The organism is Inhella sp., assembly GCF_041912635.1.
Taxonomy (GTDB): Bacteria; Pseudomonadota; Gammaproteobacteria; order Burkholderiales; family Burkholderiaceae_C; genus Inhella.
Window position 1 is genome coordinate 92,251 of record NZ_JAYRMO010000013.1, and the last position, 22,934, is coordinate 115,184.

Annotated in this window: 20 protein-coding genes, 6 tRNA genes and 1 pseudogene; 2 read left to right on the forward strand and 25 right to left on the reverse strand. The window is 67.8% G+C overall.

The features are described from left to right. Window positions 1-34: 34 nt before the first annotated feature. Both ACE3QP_RS09650 and ACE3QP_RS09655 read right to left on the reverse strand, forming a co-directional pair. Window positions 35-460: a gamma-glutamylcyclotransferase family protein gene (locus ACE3QP_RS09650; RefSeq protein WP_374435588.1), complete on the reverse strand. Its 426-nt coding sequence runs from the start codon at window positions 458-460 to the stop codon at window positions 35-37. Then, the gene (locus ACE3QP_RS09655; protein ID WP_374435590.1) at window positions 457-804 is read right to left on the reverse strand and encodes a thioredoxin family protein; all 348 of its coding nucleotides are present in this window, start codon (window positions 802-804) and stop codon (window positions 457-459) included. Before ACE3QP_RS09655 ends, ACE3QP_RS09650 begins: the two co-directional genes overlap by 4 nt. A gap of 43 nt (window positions 805-847) precedes the next feature. Between ACE3QP_RS09655 and ACE3QP_RS09660 the strand changes: the two genes are divergently transcribed. Together ACE3QP_RS09660 and ACE3QP_RS09665 are read left to right on the forward strand one after the other, a co-directional pair. After that, window positions 848-1,249 (forward strand): hypothetical protein, encoded by a 402-nt coding sequence (locus ACE3QP_RS09660; RefSeq protein WP_374435592.1) that lies wholly within the window; start codon window positions 848-850, stop codon window positions 1,247-1,249. Between the two features lie 24 nt (window positions 1,250-1,273). Then, window positions 1,274-1,552 (forward strand): annotated as a pseudogene (locus ACE3QP_RS09665) (2OG-Fe(II) oxygenase); the annotation flags it as partial. Here ACE3QP_RS09665 and ACE3QP_RS09670 read toward each other — a convergent pair. From ACE3QP_RS09670 to leuB, 23 genes are all read right to left on the reverse strand, one after another. Next, window positions 1,549-4,359, reverse strand: coding sequence for an ATP-binding protein (locus tag ACE3QP_RS09670; RefSeq protein ID WP_374435594.1), 2,811 nt, complete (start codon window positions 4,357-4,359; stop codon window positions 1,549-1,551). The pseudogene ACE3QP_RS09665 and the gene ACE3QP_RS09670 overlap by 4 nt on opposite strands. Continuing rightward, on the reverse strand, window positions 4,359-5,084 hold the full coding sequence (locus tag ACE3QP_RS09675) for a hypothetical protein (RefSeq protein WP_374435596.1): 726 nt from the start codon (window positions 5,082-5,084) through the stop codon (window positions 4,359-4,361). The genes ACE3QP_RS09670 and ACE3QP_RS09675 overlap by 1 nt, the downstream gene beginning before the upstream one ends. Further along, window positions 5,081-6,403: a hypothetical protein gene (locus tag ACE3QP_RS09680; protein WP_374435598.1), complete on the reverse strand. Its 1,323-nt coding sequence runs from the start codon at window positions 6,401-6,403 to the stop codon at window positions 5,081-5,083. Before ACE3QP_RS09680 ends, ACE3QP_RS09675 begins: the two co-directional genes overlap by 4 nt. 53 nt (window positions 6,404-6,456) lie before the next feature. Further along, a tRNA-Asp gene (locus ACE3QP_RS09685) sits at window positions 6,457-6,533 on the reverse strand. A gap of 59 nt (window positions 6,534-6,592) precedes the next feature. After that, window positions 6,593-6,668, reverse strand: a tRNA-Glu gene (locus ACE3QP_RS09690). Between the two features lie 35 nt (window positions 6,669-6,703). After that, a tRNA-Ala gene (locus ACE3QP_RS09695) sits at window positions 6,704-6,779 on the reverse strand. A 149-nt stretch (window positions 6,780-6,928) separates the two neighbouring features. Next, window positions 6,929-7,005 (reverse strand) — tRNA-Asp (locus tag ACE3QP_RS09700). Between the two features lie 56 nt (window positions 7,006-7,061). Then, window positions 7,062-7,137: transfer RNA gene (locus ACE3QP_RS09705), tRNA-Glu, on the reverse strand. Between the two features lie 35 nt (window positions 7,138-7,172). Then, a tRNA-Ala gene (locus tag ACE3QP_RS09710) sits at window positions 7,173-7,248 on the reverse strand. 46 nt (window positions 7,249-7,294) lie between these two features. Beyond that, window positions 7,295-8,686 carry a glutamate--tRNA ligase gene (gene gltX, locus ACE3QP_RS09715; protein ID WP_374435600.1) on the reverse strand — a complete coding sequence of 464 codons (1,392 nt, stop codon included), beginning with the start codon at window positions 8,684-8,686 and terminating at the stop codon, window positions 7,295-7,297. A 10-nt stretch (window positions 8,687-8,696) separates the two neighbouring features. Beyond that, window positions 8,697-9,917, reverse strand: a complete 1,221-nt coding sequence (locus tag ACE3QP_RS09720) for an O-succinylhomoserine sulfhydrylase (protein ID WP_374435601.1) — start codon at window positions 9,915-9,917, stop codon at window positions 8,697-8,699. Further along, window positions 9,914-11,422 (reverse strand): amidophosphoribosyltransferase, encoded by a 1,509-nt coding sequence (gene purF, locus ACE3QP_RS09725; protein ID WP_198110068.1) that lies wholly within the window; start codon window positions 11,420-11,422, stop codon window positions 9,914-9,916. Before purF ends, ACE3QP_RS09720 begins: the two co-directional genes overlap by 4 nt. Window positions 11,423-11,435: 13 nt before the next feature. Next, complete coding sequence (locus ACE3QP_RS09730; protein WP_374435603.1) at window positions 11,436-11,951, reverse strand: CvpA family protein; 516 nt, start codon at window positions 11,949-11,951, stop codon at window positions 11,436-11,438. Beyond that, window positions 11,951-12,670: an SPOR domain-containing protein gene (locus ACE3QP_RS09735; protein ID WP_374435606.1), complete on the reverse strand. Its 720-nt coding sequence runs from the start codon at window positions 12,668-12,670 to the stop codon at window positions 11,951-11,953. The genes ACE3QP_RS09730 and ACE3QP_RS09735 overlap by 1 nt, the downstream gene beginning before the upstream one ends. 24 nt (window positions 12,671-12,694) lie before the next feature. Then, window positions 12,695-13,969 carry a bifunctional tetrahydrofolate synthase/dihydrofolate synthase gene (gene folC, locus ACE3QP_RS09740; RefSeq protein WP_374435608.1) on the reverse strand — a complete coding sequence of 425 codons (1,275 nt, stop codon included), beginning with the start codon at window positions 13,967-13,969 and terminating at the stop codon, window positions 12,695-12,697. Window positions 13,970-14,024: 55 nt separating this feature from the next. Then, a complete protein-coding gene (accD, locus tag ACE3QP_RS09745) occupies window positions 14,025-14,897 on the reverse strand; it encodes an acetyl-CoA carboxylase, carboxyltransferase subunit beta (protein ID WP_374435610.1) in 873 nt (290 codons plus the stop codon). Continuing rightward, entirely contained in the window at window positions 14,894-15,706 is an 813-nt protein-coding gene (gene trpA, locus ACE3QP_RS09750; RefSeq protein ID WP_374435612.1) for a tryptophan synthase subunit alpha, read from the reverse strand. The genes accD and trpA overlap by 4 nt, the downstream gene beginning before the upstream one ends. Further along, window positions 15,703-16,971: a tryptophan synthase subunit beta gene (gene trpB / locus ACE3QP_RS09755; protein WP_374435614.1), complete on the reverse strand. Its 1,269-nt coding sequence runs from the start codon at window positions 16,969-16,971 to the stop codon at window positions 15,703-15,705. The genes trpA and trpB overlap by 4 nt, the downstream gene beginning before the upstream one ends. Then, entirely contained in the window at window positions 16,968-17,627 is a 660-nt protein-coding gene (locus ACE3QP_RS09760; protein WP_374435615.1) for a phosphoribosylanthranilate isomerase, read from the reverse strand. Before ACE3QP_RS09760 ends, trpB begins: the two co-directional genes overlap by 4 nt. Before the next feature lie 2 nt (window positions 17,628-17,629). Continuing rightward, complete coding sequence (gene truA / locus ACE3QP_RS09765) at window positions 17,630-18,412, reverse strand: tRNA pseudouridine(38-40) synthase TruA (RefSeq protein WP_374435617.1); 783 nt, start codon at window positions 18,410-18,412, stop codon at window positions 17,630-17,632. 59 nt (window positions 18,413-18,471) lie between these two features. Further along, the gene (locus ACE3QP_RS09770) at window positions 18,472-20,865 is read right to left on the reverse strand and encodes a FimV/HubP family polar landmark protein (protein WP_374435619.1); all 2,394 of its coding nucleotides are present in this window, start codon (window positions 20,863-20,865) and stop codon (window positions 18,472-18,474) included. 204 nt (window positions 20,866-21,069) lie between these two features. Further along, entirely contained in the window at window positions 21,070-22,197 is a 1,128-nt protein-coding gene (gene asd / locus ACE3QP_RS09775; protein ID WP_374435621.1) for an aspartate-semialdehyde dehydrogenase, read from the reverse strand. Between the two features lie 92 nt (window positions 22,198-22,289). Then, window positions 22,290-22,934 (reverse strand): 3-isopropylmalate dehydrogenase (leuB, locus tag ACE3QP_RS09780; protein ID WP_374435623.1); only part of this gene is annotated, 645 nt, incomplete at its 5' end.

Genomic DNA, 22,934 nt, shown 5'->3' on the forward strand with positions numbered 1-22,934 from the left:
GCGGAAAGTCGCTGCTGAGTGCTGAACCTGGCGCTCAGCCGGCCGCCAGCGCGCGTTCGCGCAGGGCCGCGTGCTCCTGTGTGTAGGCCGGCACCGGGCCCAGGTGCACGGGGTCCAGCTGCAAACGGCTGGCGGCACCGAAGTAGACCTCGCAGTCCCACACCCGCCCATCTTCACCGCGCACCTGCAAGGGCTGGCGGAGGTACCAGTCCGGGCGCTCGATCTGCTCCAGCTCGTCCATGCGCGCCAGGCCGGCGTCATCCACGCGGTACAGCTCGCCGGCCACCGGCTCGCCCTGCCCCGGGGCGTTCACCAGCCAGGGCAGGTGGTTAGGGCCGACGACGTACAGCGGCAGCGCCGCCACGGTGTGGAACACCCCGGGCAGGCGCTCGCCATGGTTGATGTGGTGGTTGCGGAAGCCCTGCTTCAGGGTGCCGTAGACAAAGATCAGATGACTCATCCGGTCGAGGGTACGTCAGCTGCCAAGCTGCGCAGGCGCTGCAGCAGATCCTGCTGCTCCGCGCCGCCCGGCGCCCAGCTGGGGGCATGGGCCACCAGGGTCTGCAGGGCCGCTGCGGTCGGCAGCACCGGCCCCAGGAAGCGGGCCTGCCCGTTCACGGCAATCAGCAGGGTCGGAAAGGTCTCGATGTCCAGTTCGCCCAGGCGCTCGGCCTCGTCCTCGATGTCCACCCAGCGCACCCGCCCCCCCGGCTGGGCTGCGGCCCATGCTTGCAGCTGGGGCTGGTAGTCGCGGCAGGTGCCGCACCAGGCAGCGCAGAGGCAGTAGATCTCGATCGGCGTCATGGGGCGCGCATCATCGCCGCAGGCCCGGCCGATACTGACAGCCATGCACGCCCCCGCCGATTTCATCGAGGTCTTCGACGGCGCCCTGGACCGCGAGTTCTGCGACCAGCTCATCCAAGCCTTCGAGGCCAGCCCGCACCGCCAGCCCGGCCGCACCGGCGGCGGCGTCGACACCAGCAAGAAGCTCAGCACCGACCTCTACCTGAACGAGCACCCCGAATGGCGCATCGCGCTGCAGCAGGTGCAGAAGGTCACCACCTTCAAGGCCGCCGAGTACTTCAAGCGCTACCCCTTCGGCCTGATCGCCCCGATCGCCCTGACCCTGCTGGACCCCGAAACCGGCCAGCCCGCCCCGCTCACGATCGACAACTTCGAACGCCTGGGCGCGCCGCGCGCCATGGACCTGATGCGCTCGGTCTACCGGCTGGGCCACATCCAGATGTAGAAGTACGAGCAGGGGCGGGGCAATTACGGCTACTGGCATTGCGAGACCTACCCCGCCCAGCCCGATGCCGAAACTCTGCACCGCGCCTTCCTGTTCATGTTCTATCTGAACGACGTGGCCGAGGGCGGCGAGACCGAGTTCTTCCACCAGCAGCGCAGCCTCAAGCCCCGCGCCGGCACCATGGTCATCGCCCCCGCCGGCTTCACGCACACGCACCGCGGTTGCGTGCCGCGCAGCGGCGACAAATACATCCTCACCAGCTGGATCCTGTTCCAGCGCGCAGAGCAGCTGTACCGGCGCTAGCCGTAAATCTCGTTCTCGAAGCGCCGCTGGATCACCCCGATCGGCGGCGCCCAACGCTCGCCGCGCGGCTTCTTGCTCGTCACCAGCGTGATCTCCGAGGGCTCGAATACCTCGACGTTGTGGGTGATCGGCGTGGTCAGCAGGTATTGGGCGCGCGTGCTCTTCAGGAAATGCCCCACCAGCTGGATGTTGCGCACGTCCAGGTGGGCGAAAGGCTCGTCGATGAAGACGAAGCCGCCAGCAGCGTCGTCGTCCTTCATCAGGCCCACCAGCAGGATCAGGCTCTTCAGCACCTGCTGGCCGCCGCTGGCCTCGCCGTCATTCAGGCCCACCTCGCCCTTGCCGTCGAAGCTGAAGCGCACCTGCAGGCCGGCCTGCGAGAGCACGGTGTCGTCATTCTCCAGATGCGGCAAATCGGCCACGGCCACCACACCGGCCAGCTCGCCCAGCTCCAGCACGTTCTTGCGGTAACGCCGCATGGTGGCGCGCAGCACGTCGATGTACTTCTCGCGCGCATTGCTGGAGGCGATGCGCGCGGCCTCGTTGCTGGCACGGCGGTCGTCCAGCATGCGCTGCTGCTCGCGCACCTGCAGGTCCATGCGGGCATGGCGCTCGATCACCTGGTGATCGGTCTCCCAATTGCCCTGCTCCAGCTCCTTCTCGATGTGGCCGAGCGCAATGCGGGCCTGCTGGATGCTGCCGAACTCCTCGCGCAGGCCCTTGAGCCGGGCTGCGCTGACCCAGGCGGCCGGGAACTCGGCACGCGCGCGGCGTGAGGTCTGGCTGGCCTGGCGCAGCTGGGCGGCGCGCTCCCCCAGGCCGGCGCGCAGGCTCTGCATCTGGTCCAGGCCGAGCTTGAGCCGGGTCTGCAGGGCCTGGTAGTCGCGCTCGGCGCGGTCGGCATCTTTCACGGCTTGGGCATGGGCCTGGTCCAGCGAGGTCCAGCGGCTGCCAGCTTCCTGGCGCGCGGCGCGCAGCTGCGGCAGGCGCTCGCGTGCCTCGCTGAAATCGCTGGCGCGCTCAATCAGCTCCTGTGCGGCCTTGTGGCCGGCGGCGGCCTTTTGTGCATCCTTGAGCTGGCGGTCGATCTCGGCCTGCTCACGCGCCAATCGGGCCAGTTCGGCGTCCGCGCGCGCCAGCTCGGCTTCCAGCGCCTGGCGACGCGAGGCCGTGGCCGAGGCGCCGAACTGGTGCTCGGCCGGCGGCACGAACAGGCTGCGGCCGCCGCGGTTGTCGCGGTAGTAGGCGTCGGGGGTGATCCAGTCGGTGCCGCTGCCAGAGGCCGTGTCGGCCACGCAACGGATGCCGGCCAGCTGGCGCAGCAGCCAGCCCGGCAGCGCCTGCGTCACGCGAATGGCGGCCAGCAGGCTGCCCTTGGGGGCGCTCGGCGCGGCTTCGCTCTCGGCCACCACGTAATGGCGGTAGCGCTCGCGTGATGCCAGCGCAAAGGCCTGGCGTTCATCGGCCGGGTTCTTCAGCACCACGATCCAGCGCGAGCCGCGCAGATAGCCTTCCACCGCACCACGCCAGGCCTCGTCGGCGATGTCGATCGCATCCGCCAGCAGATGGTGGGCGATATCGGCCTCGTTCAGCACGCGGCTGAAACGCAGCACCTCGGGTGGCGGCGGCGGCAGGCGCTGACCCTGCAGCGCGGCAAGGGCGGCCTGGGCCTTGGCGCTGGCGTCATGGGCGCGGGTGTAGTCGGCACGCAGCTTCTGCTGCCGCTCGCCCAGGCCCGCCAGCAGCTGCTGCAGCTCGTCGCCATCACCTTCCACCGCAGCCAGAGCCTGCAGGGCCTCGGCATGCTTGACCAGGTCTTCGAGCGGGCGCTCGGCGTCGCGCGTTTCCTCAAAGGCCTTGCGCGCGGCCGTGCGCTGCTCGGCCAGCTCGGTCAGCTGACGACGCGCGGTCTCGGCGGCCTCGAAGGCTTCATGCAGGGCGCGGCGCGAATCGGATTGCGTGCGCTCCTCGGCCGCCAGCTGCAGGCGGTTGCGGTGCAGCTCGCGCGCCTCGCGCGCCGTGGCCTGGCGGGCGTCGGCCCATTGCAGCACCGGCAGCACCTCGGTGGAAAGGCGCTCGCGCTCGGAGATGCGCAGCTGCCAGCTCTTGTAGAGATTGACGCGCTGCGAGAGCTCGGCCAGCTGGGCCTGCGCGTGTGCCAGTTCCTGCTGGCCCTGCCCCACTTCGCGCTCCAGCTGCTGCTGGTGGTTGCGCGCCAGGTCGTAGCGGTCCAGCACCTCCTGGTCGCCGAAGACCTCGAACACCAGGCGCAGCAGTTCGCGCGGGCTCAGCTCGCACAGGCGGTCGGTCTGCCCCTGCTCCAGCGCCAGCACGCGGCCGATGGCGCGCGTCAGGCCGGCGGCTTCCAGACGGCGGCGCCAGGCTTCGATGCCCATCCAGTCCTTGTCGGGCCGCTCGGCCAGCTGCTCGATGGTCTGCGCGCCATCGACCAAGGTGTAGCGGCGCGTCCAATCCCCGCCCTGGCGCTCGATGCGGCAGGCGATCGTGACCTGGTCGTCGTAGAGCAGCGAACTGGCGAAGGGCCGGCTGCTGTTCTGGCGATGCCGCGGCCGGTTGTCCACGCTGGCGCGCAGCCAGGCGGTGGTGGCATTGGCGTGGCGCGCATAGGTCTTGTAGGTGCGCCCGCCCGAGCACTCCAGCCCCAGCAGGGTGCGCAGCGCGTCCAGCAAGGTGGTTTTGCCGGAGCCATTGGGCCCGGCGATGGTGATGATGGCCGCATCCAGCGGCATGCTGACGCGCTGGCAGTAGTCCCAGTGCAGCAGCTCCAGTTCTTGCAGATGGAACATCAGCGGGCCTCCTGATCGTCTTGTTCGGCCTCTTCCTGGGCACGGCGCGCGGCTTGGATGACCTGAATGGCAGGGCCGGCCTGCGGGTCGGTGGAGCGGCCCAGCACCTCGGCCAGCGTGCCCTCCAGCACGCGCGGGGCCAGGCGGTCGTAATCGAGCAGCAAATCGAGCAGCGGGCCTTCGGCGATGTCCTCGCCCTTGCGCGTGATGAAGCCTTGGCGCTCCAGCAGCTTCAGGTGCGTGTTGATGCGCAAGGCGCCGCCAAGCTGCTTGCCGAAGTCGGCCAGCAGGCTCTTGTACGAAAGCAGGGGCGCGCTGCGCTCGGCGCTGGGCAGCGGCTTGTCGCTGGCGAACATCTCGCCCTGGCCGGCCTCGTGGGCCTCGGCACGGGCTAACTGGCGCTGGCGCTTGGGCAGCACGATCAGCGCCCAGACCACCACCAGCAGAGCCACGCCGTCGCGCGGCAGGTCGAGGTTGTTGTTGGCATTGAGCGCGGACTCGCTGAACACCGCGTTCTCGGCCGGGCGCAGCAGCGCCAGCGCGATGTGGTCGGCATGCACGTTGTCCACCACGCGCAGGCCCACGCCCGCCACGCGCTCTTCCAGCTGGCGCCAGAGGTCGGCGTCGATCAGCACCTTGCGCACCAGCGGGTGGTTGCGCGGCAGCCAGCGGCGCGCCAGCAACTGGGCGGCGAGCTGCGCGGTTTCGTCGAAAGGCGGTGTCATTCGGCGTCTCCCTTGGGGGATCCATCAGTTCGAATCAGGCGGCCCTGGCTCATCCAGCGCACATGGGGGTCATCCACCGGGCCCTGCTCGGCCGCAAAACGCGCCCGCCAGGGCTGGCGCGCCAGCTCACCGGTGGCGCCAGCCAGGCCGGTGGATTGCGGGTCGCCCATCAGCGGCAGCAGCTGGGCGCGGTAGGCGGCGCGCGCGTAGCCGCTGCCCAGCAGCGCGGGAGCCAGCGGACGCTCGGTCGGGTCTTCGGCGCTCCAGCGCTGGAGCAGCACCTGCAGGGCGGCCAGATCGGGCGGGAACTCCGCCACGTCCAGCGTGCCGGGCGGGGCGGTGCGGGCGCCGGGCAAGGGCTCGGCCTGCGGCGCGCGGGCGCGTTCGCGCTCGAACTCGCCTTCGGTCGCATCCAGCAACTCGTGCTGGGCCACGAGGACCGGCGCCACCGGCACCGCGCAGGCGTCCTCCAGCAAGGCGCCCAGATCGGCCTGCTGCTGCAACCAGCGCCGAACATCGGTGGTGGTGATGCCGGTGGAGCCGAGCGTGATGCGCTGGCGATCGGCCTGCTGCAACGCCCGATTGAACTGGCTGGCCATCGCCAGCAGGCGCGCCTGGGCCAGGCCCAGATCGCGGGCCAGGCGCTCCAGACGGGCGTCGTTACGGTCTTCGGCGCCGCGAATGATGGCGGTCAACGCCTCGGAGGCCTTTTCCACCAGGCCGAGCGCCCGTTCGAAACGGCCGCGCGCCTTGCGCAGGCGGAACTCGGAGCCGCTGGCGATGGCCTCGGCAAACTCGTCGTTCAGGCGCACCAGCTGAGCCTGAAGGCTCTGCAACTGGCCGGCCTGCAAGGTGCCCAGCTGCTGCGCCCCGGCCACGCCAGCCAGCAGGGTGGCCAATTCATCGTGCTCGGCCGGCGCCGAGTTGAGTGGCGCCAGCAGGCCGAGCAGGCTTTGCGCCAGCGACGTGACGCTGTAAACCTGTTCGGTCGAATCCCAGCTCAGCAGTTCGGCCTCGCGTAGGCGGCGCAGCACCAGTTCCAGGGCCTCATCGGTCAGCACATGGAAGTGGCGGTTCAGCTGCTCACGAGCCAGCCGGCCTTCGGGCAGGCCCATCAGCTCCAGGAAGACCCAGACGCGCAGACGCGCCAAGGCGGCCGGGCCATGGAACAGCGCGCGCAAGGCCGCCAGCGCGGCGCCCTGGCGATCCAGCTGCCACCACAGGCCGGCATCCAGCGGCGCCTCGCCATCGCGGAAGAATTCGCCCAGCGCAGGTTCCTCGCGCGCCAGTTCCGTATCGATCGGGAATTCGCTGCTCATCGCGGCTGGAAAAGAAAAAGGGCCTGCTGAATCAGCAGGCCCTTTTGAATTATTGGCGGAGTGGACGGGACTCGAACCCGCGACCCCCGGCGTGACAGGCCGGTATTCTAACCGACTGAACTACCACTCCGCGTCGGTGACGATATTATCGAGATACTCGATGGCTCCGTCAAGCCTTATTCGAATTTTTGGCGTCCCCTAGGGGATTCGAACCCCTGTTACAACCGTGAAAGGGTCGTGTCCTAGGCCTCTAGACGAAGGGGACAGAAACTCTCACCACCTGAACCGCGCGCATTGCTTTGGTGGAGGTAAGCGGGATCGAACCGCTGACCTCTTGCATGCCATGCAAGCGCTCTCCCAGCTGAGCTATACCCCCGAAGAAGGCACGCCGTTCAAGCAATGCTGAAACTATATCGCAGTTTTTAGACATCATTAACCGGAGATACCGGAAAATTTCTGCCACAAAACCGCAGCCTCACACTAATAAAGAAAAAGCCCGCTGGTTGAGCGGGCTTTTCAAAAACTTGGCGGAGTGGACGGGACTCGAACCCGCGACCCCCGGCGTGACAGGCCGGTATTCTAACCGACTGAACTACCACTCCGCGTCGGAACCCCATTTGCAGCTTGCGCTGCCGGCGGAATCAAACCATTCTAATTTTGGCGTCCCCTAGGGGATTCGAACCCCTGTTACAACCGTGAAAGGGTCGTGTCCTAGGCCTCTAGACGAAGGGGACAAATCCTTCAACCTCGAACGGCGCACTTGCTGATTTGGTGGAGGTAAGCGGGATCGAACCGCTGACCTCTTGCATGCCATGCAAGCGCTCTCCCAGCTGAGCTATACCCCCGAAGGAAGTACGCCGTTCAAGCGAGACAGCGACTATAGAACATTTTTCAGGCCGATTGCAAGCGTGTCATCAAAATTTCTCGATCGAACAGCGCCAGGACCTGGTCGATGGCGGGCGTTTGGCTGCGGCCGCAGACCAGCACGCGCAGCGGAATGGCCAGTTGCGGCATCTTCAGGCCGCGCGCCGTCAGCACGGCCTTCATCGCGGCGGAAACGCCTGCCGGCGTCCACTCGGCCTCATTGAGCGCCGTGGCCAGCTCCTGCAGGACGGCACGTGCGCCCTCGGTCAAGTGCTGGGCCTGATCGGCCTCGCTGGCCTGCACCGGCCCGAAGAACATGGCCAGCCAGTCCGCCAGCACCTCCAGCGTGTTGCAGCGGTCCTTGAACAAGGCACACATCGCCGCCAGCGGGGCGGTGTCGGGCACGGTCAGGCTGCGCTTCTGCAGGCGCGGCTTGACCAATGCAGCCAGGCGGGCGTCATCGGCCGCCTTGATGTACTGGCCGTTGACCCACTCCAGCTTTGCCGCATCCCATTGCGCCGGGCTCTTGGTGAGGTGCGAGCCGTCGAACCACACCACCAACTGCTCACGGCTGAAGATCTCATCGTCACCATGGCTCCAGCCCAGGCGCGCCAGGTAGTTCAGCATGGCCTCTGGCAGGTAGCCGGCCTCTTCGTAGGCCGTGACGCTGACGGCGCCGCGGCGCTTGGAGAGCTTCAGTCCGTCGTCGCCCAGGATGATGGGCACATGGCCGAAGGCCGGCAGTGGCGCACCCAGGGCACGGAACAGATTGATCTGCCAGGGCGTGTTGTTGACGTGTTCGTCACCCCGGAACACATGGGTGATCTGCATGTCCCAGTCATCGACCACGACAGCGAAGTTGTAGGTCGGAACCCCATCGGGGCGGACGATGATCAGGTCGTCGATCTCGCGGTTGTTGATGCTGATCGGCCCCTTGACGAGGTCGTTCCAGACCACATCACCCTCTTCCGGGTTGGCAAATCGGATCACCGGCTTCACGCCTTCGGGAATCGCCGGCAGAGTCTTGCCCGGCGCGGGGCGCCAGCGGCCGTCATAGCCGGTCTTCTCGCCGCGCGCTTTCTGCGCTTCGCGCATCGCATTCAGTTCTTCCGGCGTGCAGTAGCAGTAGTAGGCCTTGCCTGCGGCAATCAGCTCTTGGGCCACGGCCTGGTAGCGCTCCAGGCGCTGCATCTGGTAGATCGGGCCCTCGTCGTACTCCAGCCCCAGCCAGTGCATCGAGGCCAGGATCTGCTCGACCGAATCCTGGGTGGAGCGCGCCACATCGGTGTCTTCAATGCGCAGCACGAACTGGCCGCCATGGTGACGGGCATAGGCCCAGGAAAACAGCGCGGTGCGCGCGGTGCCCAGGTGCAGGAAGCCGGTGGGCGACGGGGCGATACGGGTACGGACTTGGCTCATGGTCTCTTCTTCAAACGGCAGCGAGCATGCGCGCCAGATCGGCTTGCAGGTCGCGGGCATCTTCCAAACCGACGGCGATGCGGATCAGGCCCTGGCTGATGCCGGCGGCCTGCCGCTGTTCTTCGGTCAGGCGGCCATGCGAGGTGCTGGCCGGGTGGGTGATGGTGGTCTTGGTGTCGCCCAGATTGGCGGTGATGGACATCAGGCGCGTGGCGTCGATGCAGGCGAAGGCAGCGCGGCGCTGTGCCTCGGCGCCCTGCCCCGCGGCCAGTTCGAAGGCGATCACCGCCCCGCCCTGCCCGCCCATCTGGCGCAGCGCCAGTTCGTGCTGCGGGTGGCTGGGCAGCCCCGGGTAATGCACGCGTGAGACCTGGGGCTGGGCTTCCAGCCAGCGCGCCAGCTCGAGCGCGCGTGCGCACTGCGCCTGCATGCGAATAGCAAGCGTCTCCAAGCCCTTCAGCACCACCCAGGCATTGAAGGGCGAGAGCGACATGCCGGCGCTGCGCAGCACCGGGGTCAGCACCTTGTCGATCAGGGCCTTGGATCCGCACAGCGCACCGGCCAGCACACGGCCCTGGCCGTCCAGGTACTTGGTACCCGAATGGATGATCAGGTCCGCACCGAACTCGGCCGGGCGCTGGAGCGCTGGGGTGGCGAAGCAGTTGTCCACCGCCAGCAGCGCGCCATGGTCATGGGCCAGCGCGGCAAGGGCGGCGATGTCGCACACCTCGGTCAGCGGGTTGGTGGGGGACTCGGCCAGCAGCAGCCTGGTCTCGGGCCGCAGGGCCGCACGCCACTCGTCCAGATCGGTCTGCGAGACAAAGCTCGAGCTCACGCCGAACTTGCCGAATTCGGCCTGCAGCAGCTTGATGGTGGAACCGAACACCGAGCGCGAGCAGACGACGTGGTCACCGCTCTTCAAGAGGCCCATCAGCAGCAGCAGGATGGCGGCCATGCCCGAGCTGGTGGCGATGCAGGCCTCGGTGCCTTCGAGCGCGGCCAGGCGGCGCTCCATCATCATCACCGTCGGGTTGGAGAAGCGGCTGTAGACGAAGCCCTCCTCCTCACCCGAGAAGCGCGCCGCCGCGGTGGCGGCATTCGGGTGGCAGAAGCTGCTGGTCAGGAACAGGGCCTCGCTGTTCTCGCCCCAGGGTGTGGCGGGCAGGCCCTCGCGCACCGCCAGGGTGTCGATCTGCAGGCCTTCGGGCAGGCCGGATGCCGGGATCGTCATTCGCCACGCTCCTGCAAGGCCAGACGGCCGGTGTCCGCGCCGTCCTCTTCCTCGCTGCCCTTGGGGCGAATCGCCTGCATGGCGGCGATCTGCTCGGCGCCGATGTCGCCGGTGATGTAGTGGCCGTCGAAGCAGCTGGCCTCGAAACCGTCCAGCCCCGGACGCAGGGCCGCGACCACGCGCTTCATCGCATCCACGTCCTGGTAGATCAGTGCGTCGGCACCGATGTAGGCGCGGATTTCCTCCAACGTGCGGCCGTGGGCGATCAGCTCCTTGCTGGTCGGCATGTCGATGCCGTACACGTTCGGAAACTTCACCGGCGGCGCGGCCGAGGCCATGTAGACCTTGGTGGCACCGGCGTCACGCGCCATCTGCACGATCTCCTTCGATGTGGTGCCGCGCACGATGGAGTCGTCCACCAGCAGCACGCGCCGGCCCTTGAACTCCTGCCCGATGGCATTGAGCTTCTGGCGCACCGATTTCTTGCGCACGCCCTGGCCAGGCATGATGAAGGTGCGACCCACATAGCGGTTCTTGACGAAGCCCTCGCGGTAGGGCCGGCCGATGCGGTGCGCGAGCTGCATGGCCGAGGGGCGGCTCGATTCGGGGATCGGAATCACCACATCGATCTCGGTCGGCGGGATCGTCGAGATCACCCGCTGCGCCAGCGTCTCGCCCATGTTCAGGCGGGCCTGGTAGACCGAGATGCCGTCCATCACCGAATCCGGGCGCGCCAGGTAGACGAACTCGAACATGCAGGGGTTGAGCTTGGGGGCATCGGCGCATTGCTGGGTGTGCAGGCCGCCCTTGGCGTCGATAAACAGCGCCTCGCCAGGCGCCACATCACGCTCCAGCTTGAAACCCGTGCCTTCCAGCACCACCGATTCGCTGGCCACCATCCACTCGCCGGTCTGCCCCTGGCCGAAGCAGAGCGGGCGGATGCCGTAGGGGTCACGGAAAGCCAGCAGGCCATGCCCGGCGATCAGGGCGATCACCGCATAGCTGCCGCGCAGGCGGCGGTGCACGGCCGTGACGGCCTTGAAAACCGCCTCCGGCGTGACGGGCAGGTCACGCGCGGCCTTTTCCAGCTCGTGCGCGACCACATTGATCAGCACCTCGGTGTCGCTCTCGGTATTGATGTGGCGACGGTCCAGGTCGAACAGCTCCTGACGCAGCGCCGCGGCATTGGTCAGATTGCCGTTGTGCACCAGCACCAGGCCGAAGGGCGCATTGACGTAGAAGGGCTGCGCCTCTTCCTCGCTGTGCGCATTGCCGGCGGTGGGGTAGCGCACCTGGCCCAGGCCGATCTGGCCCGGCAGCGCGCGCATGTTGCGGGTGCGGAAGACGTCGCGCACCATGCCCTTGGCCTTGTGCATGAAGCACTTGGTGCCCTGCATGGTGACGATGCCGGCCGCATCCTGGCCGCGGTGCTGCAACAGCAGCAGGCTGTCGTACAGCAGCTGGTTGACGGGTTGCTGGGAGATGGCGCCGACGATGCCGCACATGATGAGAGCTTCCTTAGGTCTTGCGAGATTCGAGCAGGCCCTGAAGCGCTTGCGGCAACAGGGGCGCCGCCAGCTGCAGCGTGCCGTGCAGGATGGGGCGAGAAAGGGATTCCGTCCAGGCCGGGTGGCGCTTGAAGGGCGTGAAGCCGATGAGCACGGCCCCCAAGAGAGCCAGCAGCAGGCCGCGCAGCAGACCGAAGCCGGCACCGAGTAGCCGGTCGACAAAGGCCAGCGGGGTGGCATGCAGCAGCAGGCGCAGCAGGCGCCCGGTCAGGCCGCACACCACCAGCACCAGGATGAAGGCCAGCACCAGCGCGGCCAGCTCCTGCCAGCCGCCCTCGCTGAGCTTGGCTGGCAGCCAGCCCTCCACCTCGGGCGCCAACCAGGGCGCCAGGAAATAGGCCAGCACCCAGGCCGCGAGCGAAAACACTTCGAGCACCAGACCGCGCCAAGCCCCAACGATCAAGGAGATCAGCAGCAGGGCCACCACCACCAGATCGGCCCAGCTCAAGAGCACGGACTCGGGCATCAGAGCGTCAGCACCTGGCCCGCCAGGCCCAGGCCCTTGGCCGTGGAAGCGGCACGCTCGGCCTCGGCGCGGTCAGAAAACGGCCCCAGGCGGACGCGGATGCGGTCGCCGTCCTTGGTCTTGGCCACCTGGGTGTAAGTCTTCAAGCCCTTGCGCTCCAGCTTGGCGCGCGCCTCTTGCGCGGCGGCCCGCTCGGCAAACGCGCCGACCTGCACGATGAAGCGCCCGGCCGCGGCCGGCGCCGAGGCCACCTGGGCAGCTTGGGCCACTTGAGCTGCCTGGGGAGGTTTGCGATCGGCCGGCGTTGGGACGGGCTTGGATGCTTCCGGCTTCGAAGCGGCGGCCGCAGGTGTCGGCGCCGGCCTGGGTTCGGGCTCGGCAACCGCTTCGGGCACGGGGTCGGGAAGTGGCTGGCGCTGGGCAGCCTCAGGCAAGGTGGCGGCGGCCACGCTGGGGGGCGCGGCCAGCGGCGGCGCTGTTTCCTTGGCCGGAATGACGATGGGCAGGTCCATCGGCACCGGCCGCGGCTGGGTTTCAAACACCAGCGGGAAGGCCAGCAGGCCCAAGCCGACCAGCACGGCCGCGCCGATCAGGCGGTGGCGAGCGCGCTGGCGCAGCTGCTGCACGGCCTGGTCGTGGGCGGCGGCGCTGCGGGAGCGCTTGCCGCGCGGTGCTTCGGCGGGGGCGGCAGAGCGCCGGAAAAGGGACAGCAAGTCCATGCGAGCGGGGGTGACGCCGACGCGTCAACGCTGCGACATGGAGCCCAGCACCGCGCCAACCGTGTAGAAGGAACCGAAGACCAAGATTCTATCGGCGGGCTCGCTCAAGGCCCGGGCATAGGCCAGGGCCTGCACCGGGTCGGCATGCTCACTAACCGTCACCGCACCAGGCGTCTTGAGACCGGGCTGCAGCGCTGCCCAGCGCTGGCTCAGCTCGGCCGCGCGCGCAGCCCGGGGGGTGGGAAGGTCGGTGAAGCACCAGTGGTCCACCCACGGCGAGATGGCCGCGAACACGCCATCGAGGGCCTTGTCCGCCATGGCACCAAACACGGCGCGGGTGCGCGGCGAAAAGCCCATCTGGTCGAGGTTCTGGGCCAGCGCCGCCACTGCGTGCGGGTTATGCGCCACGTCCAGCACCACGGCGGGCTGGCCGGGCAGGACCTGGAAGCGACCCGGCAGGTCCACCAGGGCCAGACCGGCACGCACGGCCTGGGCATTGATGGGCAGGCGATCGTGCAGAGCCTCGAAGGCTGCCAGCACGCCGGCAGCGTTCAGCAGCTGATTGACGCCCCGCAGCGCCGGATAAGCCAGGCCGGCGAAGCGGCGGCTGCGACCTTCCCAGCGCCATTGCTGACGATCGCCCTCAAAGCGGAAGTCGCGCCCCGACTGGCGCAGGTCCACACCCAGGCGTGCCGCCTCGGCGGCGATGCTGGCCGGCGGCATGGGATCCGAGCACACCGCCAGGCGCCCCGCGCGCAGGATGCCCGCCTTCTCACGGCCGATGGATTCACGGTCGGGGCCCAGAAACTCGACGTGGTCGAGGTCGATGCTGGTGATCAGCGCCAGATCGGCGTCGATCGCATTGACGGCATCGAGGCGCCCGCCCATGCCGACCTCCAGGATCACCAGATCCAGCGGCTCCTGGCTGAGCCTGCGCATGATGGCCAGGGTGGTGAACTCAAAGTAGGTCAGCGTGATCTCGCCACGGGCTGCCTCCACCGCCTCGAAATGCGGTACCAGCGATTCGGCACTGACCATCTCGCCATTGACCCGGCAGCGCTCTTCGAAATGCACCAGATGCGGCTTGCTGTACAGGCCGACGCGGTAGCCGGCGGCACGGGCGACCGCATCCAGCATCGCGCAGGTCGAACCCTTGCCATTGGTGCCGGCCACGCTGATCACCGGCGTGTTGAAGCGCAAGCCCAAACGATCGCGCACCGTATTGACCCGGTCCAGGGTCATGTCGATGGTCTTGGGGTGCAGGCGCTCGCAGTGGGCGAGCCAGTTGTTGAGATTCATCGCAGATATGAAAAAGGCCAGGCAGAGCCTGGCCGTTCAGTCGAAGGCAGCGAGTTCAGGCGACGGCGTCGGCGCTCTGGCGCTGCAGCATGGCCAGAGTGCTGGCCACGGTGGAACGCAGCTCACGGCGGTCGACGATCAGGTCCACCGCGCCCTTTTCCATCAGGAACTCGGCGCGCTGGAAGCCAGGCGGCAGCTTCTCGCGCACGGTGTTCTCGATCACGCGCGGACCGGCAAAGCCGATCAGGGCCTTGGGTTCGGCGATGACGATGTCACCCACGAAGGCGAAGCTGGCCGAGACGCCACCCATGGTCGGGTCGGTCAGGATGCTGATGTAGGGCAGACGGGCGCGCGCCAGCTGGGTCAGCGCCGCATTGCACTTGGCCATCTGCATCAGGCTCAGCAGGCCTTCCTGCATGCGCGCGCCACCGGTGGCGGTGAAGCACAGGAAAGGCACCTTCTGTTCGACCGCGGCCTGGACACCACGCGCGAAACGCTCACCCACCACCGAGCCCATGGAGCCGCCCATGAACTCGAACTCGAAGCAGGCCGCCACGAGCGGGATGCTCATCACGGCACCGCCCATCACCACCAGCGCATCGGTCTCGCCGGTGTTCTCCAGCGCTTCCTTGAGGCGTTCGGGGTATTTCTTGCTGTCCTTGAACTTCAGCGCATCGACCGGCAGCACTTCCTGGCCGATTTCGTAGCGCCCTTCCCCATCCAGGAAGGCGTTCAGGCGGGCGCGCGCGCCGATGCGGTGGTGGTGGCTGCACTTGGGGCAGACCATCTGGTTTTGTTCCAGATCGGCCTTGTAGAGCACGGTTTCGCAGCTCGGGCACTTGGTCCACAGGCCTTCGGGCACCTGACGGCGCTCGGCCGGGTCGCTGTGCTGCATCTTGGGCGGCAGCAGTTTGTCCAACCAACTCATGGGGCGACTTCCTTTGCATCGAGGGCGCCGCGGATCTCCGTGAGGAAATGTTGCAACGCAAGGCGCGCATTATCGGCCCCGCTGCGTTCCACCAACTGCACCAGGGCGGAGCCGATGACGACCGCGTCCGCGACCTGGCTCACAGCCTTGGCCGAGGCGGCGTCGCGGATGCCAAAACCCACCCCGATCGGCAGCTTCAGCTGGGCGCGCAGGCGCGGGAACTGCGCCGCCACGGCATCCGCATCCAGATGGGCCGCGCCGGTCACGCCGCGCAGAGAGACGTAGTAGACGTAGCCACTCGCCAACTCGGCCACCTTGGCGATGCGTGCGTCCGATGAGGTGGGCGCAAGCAGAAAGATCGGATCCAGCTGGTGCGCCTTCAGGACGTTGGCAAAGTCGTCGGCCTCTTCGGGTGGGTAGTCCACCACCAGCACGCCGTCCACACCGGCTTCATGCGCCAGCTGCGCGAAGCGTTCCAGTCCCAGGCGCTCGATCGGGTTGGCGTAGCCCATCAGCACCACCGGCGTTTGGGCGTCGGTCTGCCGAAAGGCGCGCACCATCTCCAGCACATCCAGCAGGCGCACGCCGTGCACCAGGGCGCGCTCGGCCGCGCGCTGGATCACCGGGCCGTCGGCCATCGGGTCGCTGAAGGGCACGCCCAGCTCGATGACGTCGGAGCCACCGGCCACCAGGGCCTGCATCAGCGCCACGGTGTGCTGGGGGTGCGGGTCGCCCGCGGTGATGTAGGGGATCAGGGCCTTGCGGCCCTCGGCCTGGAGGCGCTGGAAGGTCGTGGCGAGGCGGCTCATTGCGCGTCTCCCTTCTTGAGGAAGGCCACACCCTTGGCCTCTTCGCCCCGGCAGGAAGGCCGGCAGTAAAAGGTCGACCCGCTCAGATCGGCCACGGTGCCGATGTCCTTGTCGCCGCGGCCGCTCAGGCAAACCAGCAGCTGCTGGTCCTTGGGCAGCGTCGGCGCCAGCTTGATGGCATGGGCTACCGCGTGGCTGGATTCGAGCGCCGGGATGATGCCCTCGGTGCGGCACAGGCGATGGAAGGCAGCCAGAGCCTCGGCGTCGGTGGCGCCGACGTATTCGGCGCGGCCGATGTCCTTCAAATAGGCATGCTCGGGGCCGACGCCGGGGTAATCCAGACCAGCCGAGATCGAGTGCGTCTCGATGATCTGGCCGGCATCGTCCTGCAGCAGATAAGTGCGGTTGCCATGCAGTACGCCGGGGCTGCCGGCGCTCAGCGTGGCGGCATGGTGGCCGGTCTCGATACCACGTCCGGCGGCCTCCACGCCAATCAGACGCACGCCCTCGAAGGGGATGTAGGGGTAGAAGATGCCCATCGCATTGCTGCCGCCACCCACGCAGGCGATCACGGCATCGGGCTGACGACCGACCATTTCCGGCATCTGGGCGATGCATTCGTCGCCAATGACGCGCTGGAAGTCGCGCACCAGCATCGGATAGGGATGCGGGCCAGCCACGGTGCCGATGATGTAGAAGGTCGATTCAACGTTGGTGACCCAGTCGCGCATCGCCTCATTGAGCGCGTCCTTCAGGGTCTTGCTGCCGCTTTCCACCGGCACCACCGTAGCGCCCAGCAACTGCATGCGGTAGACGTTGGGCGACTGGCGCTTGACGTCCTCGGAACCCATGTAGACCACGCATTCCAGGCCATAGCGCGCGCACACCGTGGCTGTGGCCACGCCATGCTGGCCCGCACCCGTCTCGGCAATGATGCGGCGCTTGCCCATGCGGCGCGCCAGCAGCACCTGGCCGATGGTGTTGTTGACCTTGTGGGCGCCGGTGTGGTTCAGGTCCTCGCGCTTGAGCAGGATCTGCGCGCCGCCCAGCTCTTCGGACAGGCGCCGGGCGTGATAGATCGGGCTTGGGCGGCCCACAAAGTGCGCGAGCTCGTCACGGAACTCGGCCAGGAACTCGGGATCGTGCTGGTACTTGGCATAGGCCGCCTCAAGCTCGGCCAGTGCATGCATCAGGGTTTCGGCAACGAAACGGCCGCCGTAGGGGCCGAAATGCCCGCGCGAGTCGGGCTGGTCATAGTCATTCATGGGGTGGTAATCCGGTCGGAGTGACTCAGTGCGGCATCCGCCGCACGCACCGCCGCGCAGAAGCGGCGGATCAGGTCCGGGCTCTTGACGCCCCGCGTCTGCTCGACGCCAGAGGAAACGTCAACCGCCCAGGGTCGCACGCGCCGAATGCCATCGGCGACGTTGTCCGCACTCAACCCACCAGATAAAACGACCGGAGAGTTGGCGCTTGGTTTGAGCAGTGACCAATCGAAGACCTTTCCACCGCCGCCATAGCCCTCCACAGGAGCGTCCAGCAACAAGGCCTGGGCGTGGGGATGGCGGCGCGCACAGTCTAGCAAGTCGGTCTCGGGCCGCACCGCCAAGGCACGCAGATAGGGCCGTCCCCAGCGCTCGCAATCCGCGGGGGGTTCATCGCCATGGAATTGCAGCAGCAGCTGCGGTATGGCTCGCAGCGCTGCCTCGATCTCGCTCGGATCGGCATTGACGAACAGCCCCACCGGTGTCACGAAGGGCGGCAGCAGCTCGACCAGGGCGCGTGCCTGCTCCAGCGTCACGGCGCGCACGCTCTTCGCATAGAACACGAAGCCCAGCGCGTCGGCACCGGCCTGCACGGCAGCCTCGACATGCGCGGGCTCGCGCAGCCCACAAATCTTGATTCGGGTTCTGGAGTTCATCGTCAGGGCAACCAATCCATCGCCGGCGTGCGTTCCGGCAGCGCGAGTTCCGCGTCGTAGCGCGGACCCACGAAATACAGGCCATCGGGCGCAAAGGTGGGCGCCGCCACCGAGCGGTCGCGCGCGGCCAGCACCTCACCCAGCCACTCCGGGGCACGGCTGCCCTGCCCCACGGCCAGCAGCCCGCCCATCAAATTGCGCACCATGTGGTGCAGGAAGGCATTGGCCTCGAACTCAAAGCGCCAGTACGCTCCTCGGCGCGCGATCTCGATGGTGCGCAGGGTCTTCACGGGCGAGGCGGCTTGGCATTCGGCAGCGCGGAAGGAGCTGAAGTCGTGTTCGCCGATCAGTCGCGCTGCGCCGGCTTGCATCGCCTCCAAGTCAAGCGGGCGGAACACCCAACCCACGGCACCGGCTTCCAGCGCAGGGCGGACCGGCGACTCCAGCAGCAGGTAGGCGTAGCGCCGAGCCCGGGCGTGGTTGCGGGCATGGAAGTCGGCCGGCGGGAAAGCACTCCACTGCACGGCGATGTCGGCCGGCAGGTAGCGGTTGACGCCACGCACCCAGGAAAAAGACTCGCGCTCCCGGCTGGTGTCGAAGTGCACGACCTGATTCAGGCCATGCACGCCCGCGTCGGTACGACCTGCGCACAGCGTGCGGATGGGCTCGTCGGCAAACCGGCTCAGGGCCTGCTCCAGGTGGTCCTGCACCGTCTGGCCACCCGGCTGGCTCTGCCAGCCGAAGTAGGCCCCGCCCCGATAGGCCACACCCAAGGCAACCCGCATGCACTCACTCCGAAAAAAACAAGGGCGCCCGCAGGCGCCCTTGCATTGGACCATTTGGCTCAGCGGAGCTGATCAAGCATCGCCTTGGCCCGCTCGTACAGCGGCCCGCTGCCCACCTGCTTGATCAGTTCCTGCAGGACGTCACGCGCGCCTTCGGTGTCGCCAATCTGGCGGAACTCTTCCGCCAGCTCCAGTTGACGCTGCATCGGGTCGCCGTCATCTTCCGCAAGGTCCTGCATGGCGTCGATCAGCGAGTCGCCACCAACTTTGGACGCAGAGCCGTCGCCGAGCCCCATGACATCTGTGCCTTTGTCCAACGGCGCTGCCACGGTCCCGGCGTCGAAATCGCCCAGGTCTTCCAGGCTGAACTGCAGGCTGTTGCCACCACCAGCCGGCGCCGGTGCCGGTGTCGGTGCTGCAGCAGGCGCACCCAGGTCAGGCAGGTCCAGGTCCAGGTCCATCGACACACTAGGCATGGCATCGGGCTGCGCCTTCATGCCCTGAGTACGCGCCATCGCCTCTGTCGCGGGAGCTGGGGTGCCCAAATCCAGATCCAAATCGATCAGGCTAGGTGGGCCGACGTCGGGCTCTTCCTCTTCCACCGCTGCGGCCGCTTGCGGCAGGGTGGTGGCATTCATCGGTTCGGGACGCGGGGCCTCGTCATCGAACATCGAGCGCGGACCGCCGCCGGGCTGGTAGAGCGGATTGGTCGGGTCGATGCCAAGGCCCATCTCCTGCGCCTTTTCCCAATCCTCGCCCGCACCCTTGGTGTCGGCGTAGAACTGGGTGGCCAGTTGCTCGAAACCGCGCACATCGCGGCGCTTGGCATAGACCTCCAGCAGCTTCAGGCGGATGGCCAGACGTTCGGGTTGGGCGCGCAGCGCCTCTTTCAGAATCTCTTCGGCCTGCAGGTCGCGGCCATAGGCCAGGTAGACATCGGCCTCAGCCACTGGGTCCACGTCGCCATGCGCATCCAACTGGCTGAGCGAGTAGGACATCGACGACATGGTGTTGCCGCCGTCGCGCGTGTCGACCCGCTGACCGCCAGTGACGCCGAAGAAGGAGTCGGGCTGCAGGCGGCTCTCGCCGAACATCGTCTCTCGGTTCTCCGCACCCTTGGACTTGCGCAGCAGGCGGAAGGCACCAAAGCCAAGCAGGGCCAGCACACCGGCCGCTCCGGCGGCACCCACCGGGGTGGCGAGCCAGCTGAACATCCCCCCTTCCGCCTGGGGCGGCGCAGGCGGCGGCGCCACCGGCTTGGGCTTGGCCACCGGCACAGCGGCGGGCGTGGCCGATGCGGGTTGCGGCGCGGCCACAGGGGCCGGCGCCGCCGACGCTGCGGGCTCCGCGCTCGCGGCGGGCTTGGCGGCCTCGGTGATCTTCTTCAGGTCTTCGACATTGCGCGTCAGCTCGGCCACCTGCGAGGCGGGCGCCTGCACCGGCTTGGGCGGCGTGGCGGGCGCGGGCGGCGAGGCCGCCACCGTGGGCTTGCTGAGCGTCAACCGATCCCCGCTGGGGGCCGCCTTGGGCTCCGTCACCACGGCCTCGACCGGGCCCTTGGCGACTCGCTCGCTGTCCTTCGGGGCACGCGGCGCCGTGTTGGCCAGACCCTGGCGGGCAGCCTCGAAATTCGCGCTGTGCGCACGGATGACTTGGCGCGCCTCGGCCTTGTCCATCGCGGCCAGCGCCTCGCTGGCGGGCAGCTTGAGCCGCGAACCCGCCCTCAGCAGGTTCATGTTCTCGCCCATGAAGGCGTCGGGGTTCTGGCGATACAGGGCCACCAGCATCTGGTCCAGCGACACGCCCTCAGGCAGGTGCCGAGCCGCCACACGCGAGAGCGATTCACCCGGGCGCACCACCACCGTGCCGTCTGCCACCGCCACTGGCGCGGGGGCCGGGCGTGGCGCGCGTGGGGTCTCGGCCGGCGCCGGCGCCCGACTGGCCACCGGAGCAGGCTGCGACGGCAATGCGCTCGGCGCGGGCGCCGGCGCGCTGACCACCGGCGCCGTCACGGCCTCGGGGGCGCGCGCCGACGAGGGCGGATCGAACAGCATCGTGAACTCACGCGTCAGCCGGCCCGAGGCCCAGGTGAGCTCCAGCACGACATCCAGGAAGGGCTCCTGCACCGCGCGGTCGCTGGCGATGCGCAGCACCGGCCGCCCATCGGCACGACGGGCCAACTGCACCTGGGTGCCGGGCAGCACAGCGTTGTATTCCAGGCCACTGGCCCGGTAGGCATCGGGCGGCGCCACGCGCACTCGCAGGCTGGCCGCCTCTTCAGCGCTGAGGGAGGACAGCTCGATTTCGGCCCTCAGGGTCTCACCCAGCGCCGACTGCACGTTCAAGCGCCCGAGACCCAGGGCCTGGGCGCCGGACGAGAAGGCACAGAGCGCGGCCAGGGCCACGTGACTGAGGGTGAAGCGCATGCGCGCCGAAAGGGCAAGCTGGTTCAAGGCAACTCCCGTCGCCGCCTGGGCGCGAACGCCTTTGCAGCGAGAAAACTCAAGGCTGGCAAGCATATCCGTTGCAGACCTCACGAAATGCCTGCAGTACGGGTGCGGGCACCCGTAGTTCCACTACGAGTGCCCCGCCTTGTAGCCCGAGGGCAACGCAGGTGCAACAAGGGGTTGCACGCCGTTTGCGACGGGCTTAAGGCGTCATTGCTCGATCAAGATACGCAGCATGCGGCGCAGCGGCTCGGCCGCACCCCAGAGCAATTGATCGCCGATGGTGAAGGCTCCCAGGTACTCGGGACCCATGGCGAGCTTGCGCACGCGGCCGACGGGGATCGTCAGCGTGCCGGACACTGCCACCGGGGTCAGGTCCTTGATGGTGGCCTCTCGGGTGTTGGGCACCAGCTTGACCCACTCGTTGTCGGCGGCGATGAGGGCCTCGATGTCGGCCAACGGCACGTCCTTCTTCAGCTTGAAGGTGAGCGCCTGCGAGTGGCAGCGCATGGCGCCGATGCGCACGCAGAAGCCATCCACCGGGATGGCCTGGGCCGAGCCGAGGATCTTGTTGGTCTCGGCCATGCCCTTCCATTCTTCGCGCGACACGCCGTTGCCCAGGTCCTTGTCGATCCAAGGAATCAGCGAGCCGCCCAGCGGCACACCGAAGTGCTGGGTTTCAGCGGCGGACAGGCTGCGCTGCTTCTCGACGATCTTGCGGTCGATCTCCAAGATCGCGCTCTTGGGGTCGTCCAGCAGCGCGCGCACCTCGGCGTTCAGCGTGCCGTACTGGGTCAGCAGCTCGCGCATGTGCTGGGCACCGCCGCCGCTGGCCGCCTGGTAGGTCTGGGTGCTCATCCACTCCACCAGGCCAGCCTTGTAGAGCGCGCCCACGCCCATCAGCATGCAGCTGACGGTGCAGTTGCCGCCAATCCAGTTGCGACCGCCCTGGCTCAGCGCCTGGTCGATGACCGGCCGGTTGACCGGGTCCAGGATGATGACAGCGTCTTCGGCCATGCGCAGGCTCGAGGCCGCGTCGATCCAGTGGCCCTTCCAGCCGGCCGCCCGCAGCTTGGGGAAGACCTCGTTGGTGTAGTCGCCCCCCTGGCAGGTGATGACGACCTCGCAGCGCTTGAGCTGCTCCAGATCGAATGCATCCTGCAGCCGGGTCTCGTTCTTGGCCTGCGCAGGTGCTGCGCCCCCGGCATTGCTGGTGCTGAAGAAGAGCGGTTCGATCAGGTCGAAATCGCGCTCTGCGTCCATCCGGTCCATCAGCACCGAGCCGACCATGCCGCGCCAGCCGACCAGGCCGACCAGGGGGTTCTTGGAAACTGCCATCGTGTTCACCTTGCTCCGCCTTACAAGTCAGGACCCTGGGTTTCCCGGCTCGCTCGCCGGGTCCCTGGGGTGGCGTAGCGAACCGAGAGCCGTCAGCTCTTGGTAATGGTGGTGGTTTTGATCATGGCCACGACAGCGTCACCCATCTCGCGGGTGCCCACCTTGGCCGCGCCTTCGCTCCAGATGTCACCGGTGCGCAGACCCTGCGCCAGCACGGCCTGGACCGCCGCTTCAATGCGGTCGGCCTGCGCGGGCTGGTTGAGGGTGTAGCGAAGCATCATGGCGGCGCTGAGGATGGTAGCAAGCGGGTTCGCCACGCCTTTGCCGGCGATGTCGGGCGCACTGCCATGGCTGGGTTCGTACAGACCCTTGCCGTTCTTGTCCAGCGAGGCCGAAGGCAGCATGCCGATCGAGCCGGTCAGCATCGCGGCTTCGTCGCTCAGGATGTCGCCAAACAGATTGCCGGTGACGATGACGTCAAAGGCCTTCGGCGCCTTGACCAGTTGCATCGCGGCGTTGTCGACGTACATGTGGTCAAGCTGCACGTCGGCGTACTGCTGGTGCACCTCGGTGACGACGTCCTTCCACAGCTGAGAGGTCTCCAGCACATTGGCCTTGTCCACACTGGTGACCTTGCCGCGCCTCTTGCGGGCGGCCTGGAAGGCCAGGTGGGCGATGCGCTCGATCTCCGGGCGTGAGTAGCGCATGGTGTCGAAGGCTTCCTCGGCGCCGGGGAA

Excerpts from the sequence above, each read along its gene's own strand:
- truA (WP_374435617.1), bottom strand. The coding sequence starts at position 18,412 with ATGCGGGTTGCCTTGGGTGTGGCCTATCGGGGCGGGGCCTACTTCGGC.
- ACE3QP_RS09720 (WP_374435601.1), bottom strand. The coding sequence starts at position 9,917 with ATGACGATCCCGGCATCCGGCCTGCCCGAAGGCCTGCAGATCGACACC.
- ACE3QP_RS09730 (WP_374435603.1), bottom strand. The coding sequence starts at position 11,951 with ATGCCCGAGTCCGTGCTCTTGAGCTGGGCCGATCTGGTGGTGGTGGCC.
- ACE3QP_RS09760 (WP_374435615.1), bottom strand. The coding sequence starts at position 17,627 with ATGAACTCCAGAACCCGAATCAAGATTTGTGGGCTGCGCGAGCCCGCG.
- purF (WP_198110068.1), bottom strand. The coding sequence starts at position 11,422 with ATGTGCGGCATCGTCGGCGCCATCTCCCAGCAACCCGTCAACCAGCTG.
- ACE3QP_RS09655 (WP_374435590.1), bottom strand. The coding sequence starts at position 804 with ATGACGCCGATCGAGATCTACTGCCTCTGCGCTGCCTGGTGCGGCACC.
- ACE3QP_RS09660 (WP_374435592.1), top strand. The coding sequence starts at position 848 with ATGCACGCCCCCGCCGATTTCATCGAGGTCTTCGACGGCGCCCTGGAC.
- ACE3QP_RS09675 (WP_374435596.1), bottom strand. The coding sequence starts at position 5,084 with ATGACACCGCCTTTCGACGAAACCGCGCAGCTCGCCGCCCAGTTGCTG.
- asd (WP_374435621.1), bottom strand. The coding sequence starts at position 22,197 with ATGGCAGTTTCCAAGAACCCCCTGGTCGGCCTGGTCGGCTGGCGCGGC.
- ACE3QP_RS09650 (WP_374435588.1), bottom strand. The coding sequence starts at position 460 with ATGAGTCATCTGATCTTTGTCTACGGCACCCTGAAGCAGGGCTTCCGC.
- trpB (WP_374435614.1), bottom strand. The coding sequence starts at position 16,971 with ATGAATGACTATGACCAGCCCGACTCGCGCGGGCATTTCGGCCCCTAC.
- trpA (WP_374435612.1), bottom strand. The coding sequence starts at position 15,706 with ATGAGCCGCCTCGCCACGACCTTCCAGCGCCTCCAGGCCGAGGGCCGC.
- folC (WP_374435608.1), bottom strand. The coding sequence starts at position 13,969 with ATGAATCTCAACAACTGGCTCGCCCACTGCGAGCGCCTGCACCCCAAG.
- accD (WP_374435610.1), bottom strand. The coding sequence starts at position 14,897 with ATGAGTTGGTTGGACAAACTGCTGCCGCCCAAGATGCAGCACAGCGAC.
- ACE3QP_RS09735 (WP_374435606.1), bottom strand. The coding sequence starts at position 12,670 with ATGGACTTGCTGTCCCTTTTCCGGCGCTCTGCCGCCCCCGCCGAAGCA.
- ACE3QP_RS09670 (WP_374435594.1), bottom strand. The coding sequence starts at position 4,359 with ATGTTCCATCTGCAAGAACTGGAGCTGCTGCACTGGGACTACTGCCAG.
- gltX (WP_374435600.1), bottom strand. The coding sequence starts at position 8,686 with ATGAGCCAAGTCCGTACCCGTATCGCCCCGTCGCCCACCGGCTTCCTG.
- ACE3QP_RS09680 (WP_374435598.1), bottom strand. The coding sequence starts at position 6,403 with ATGAGCAGCGAATTCCCGATCGATACGGAACTGGCGCGCGAGGAACCT.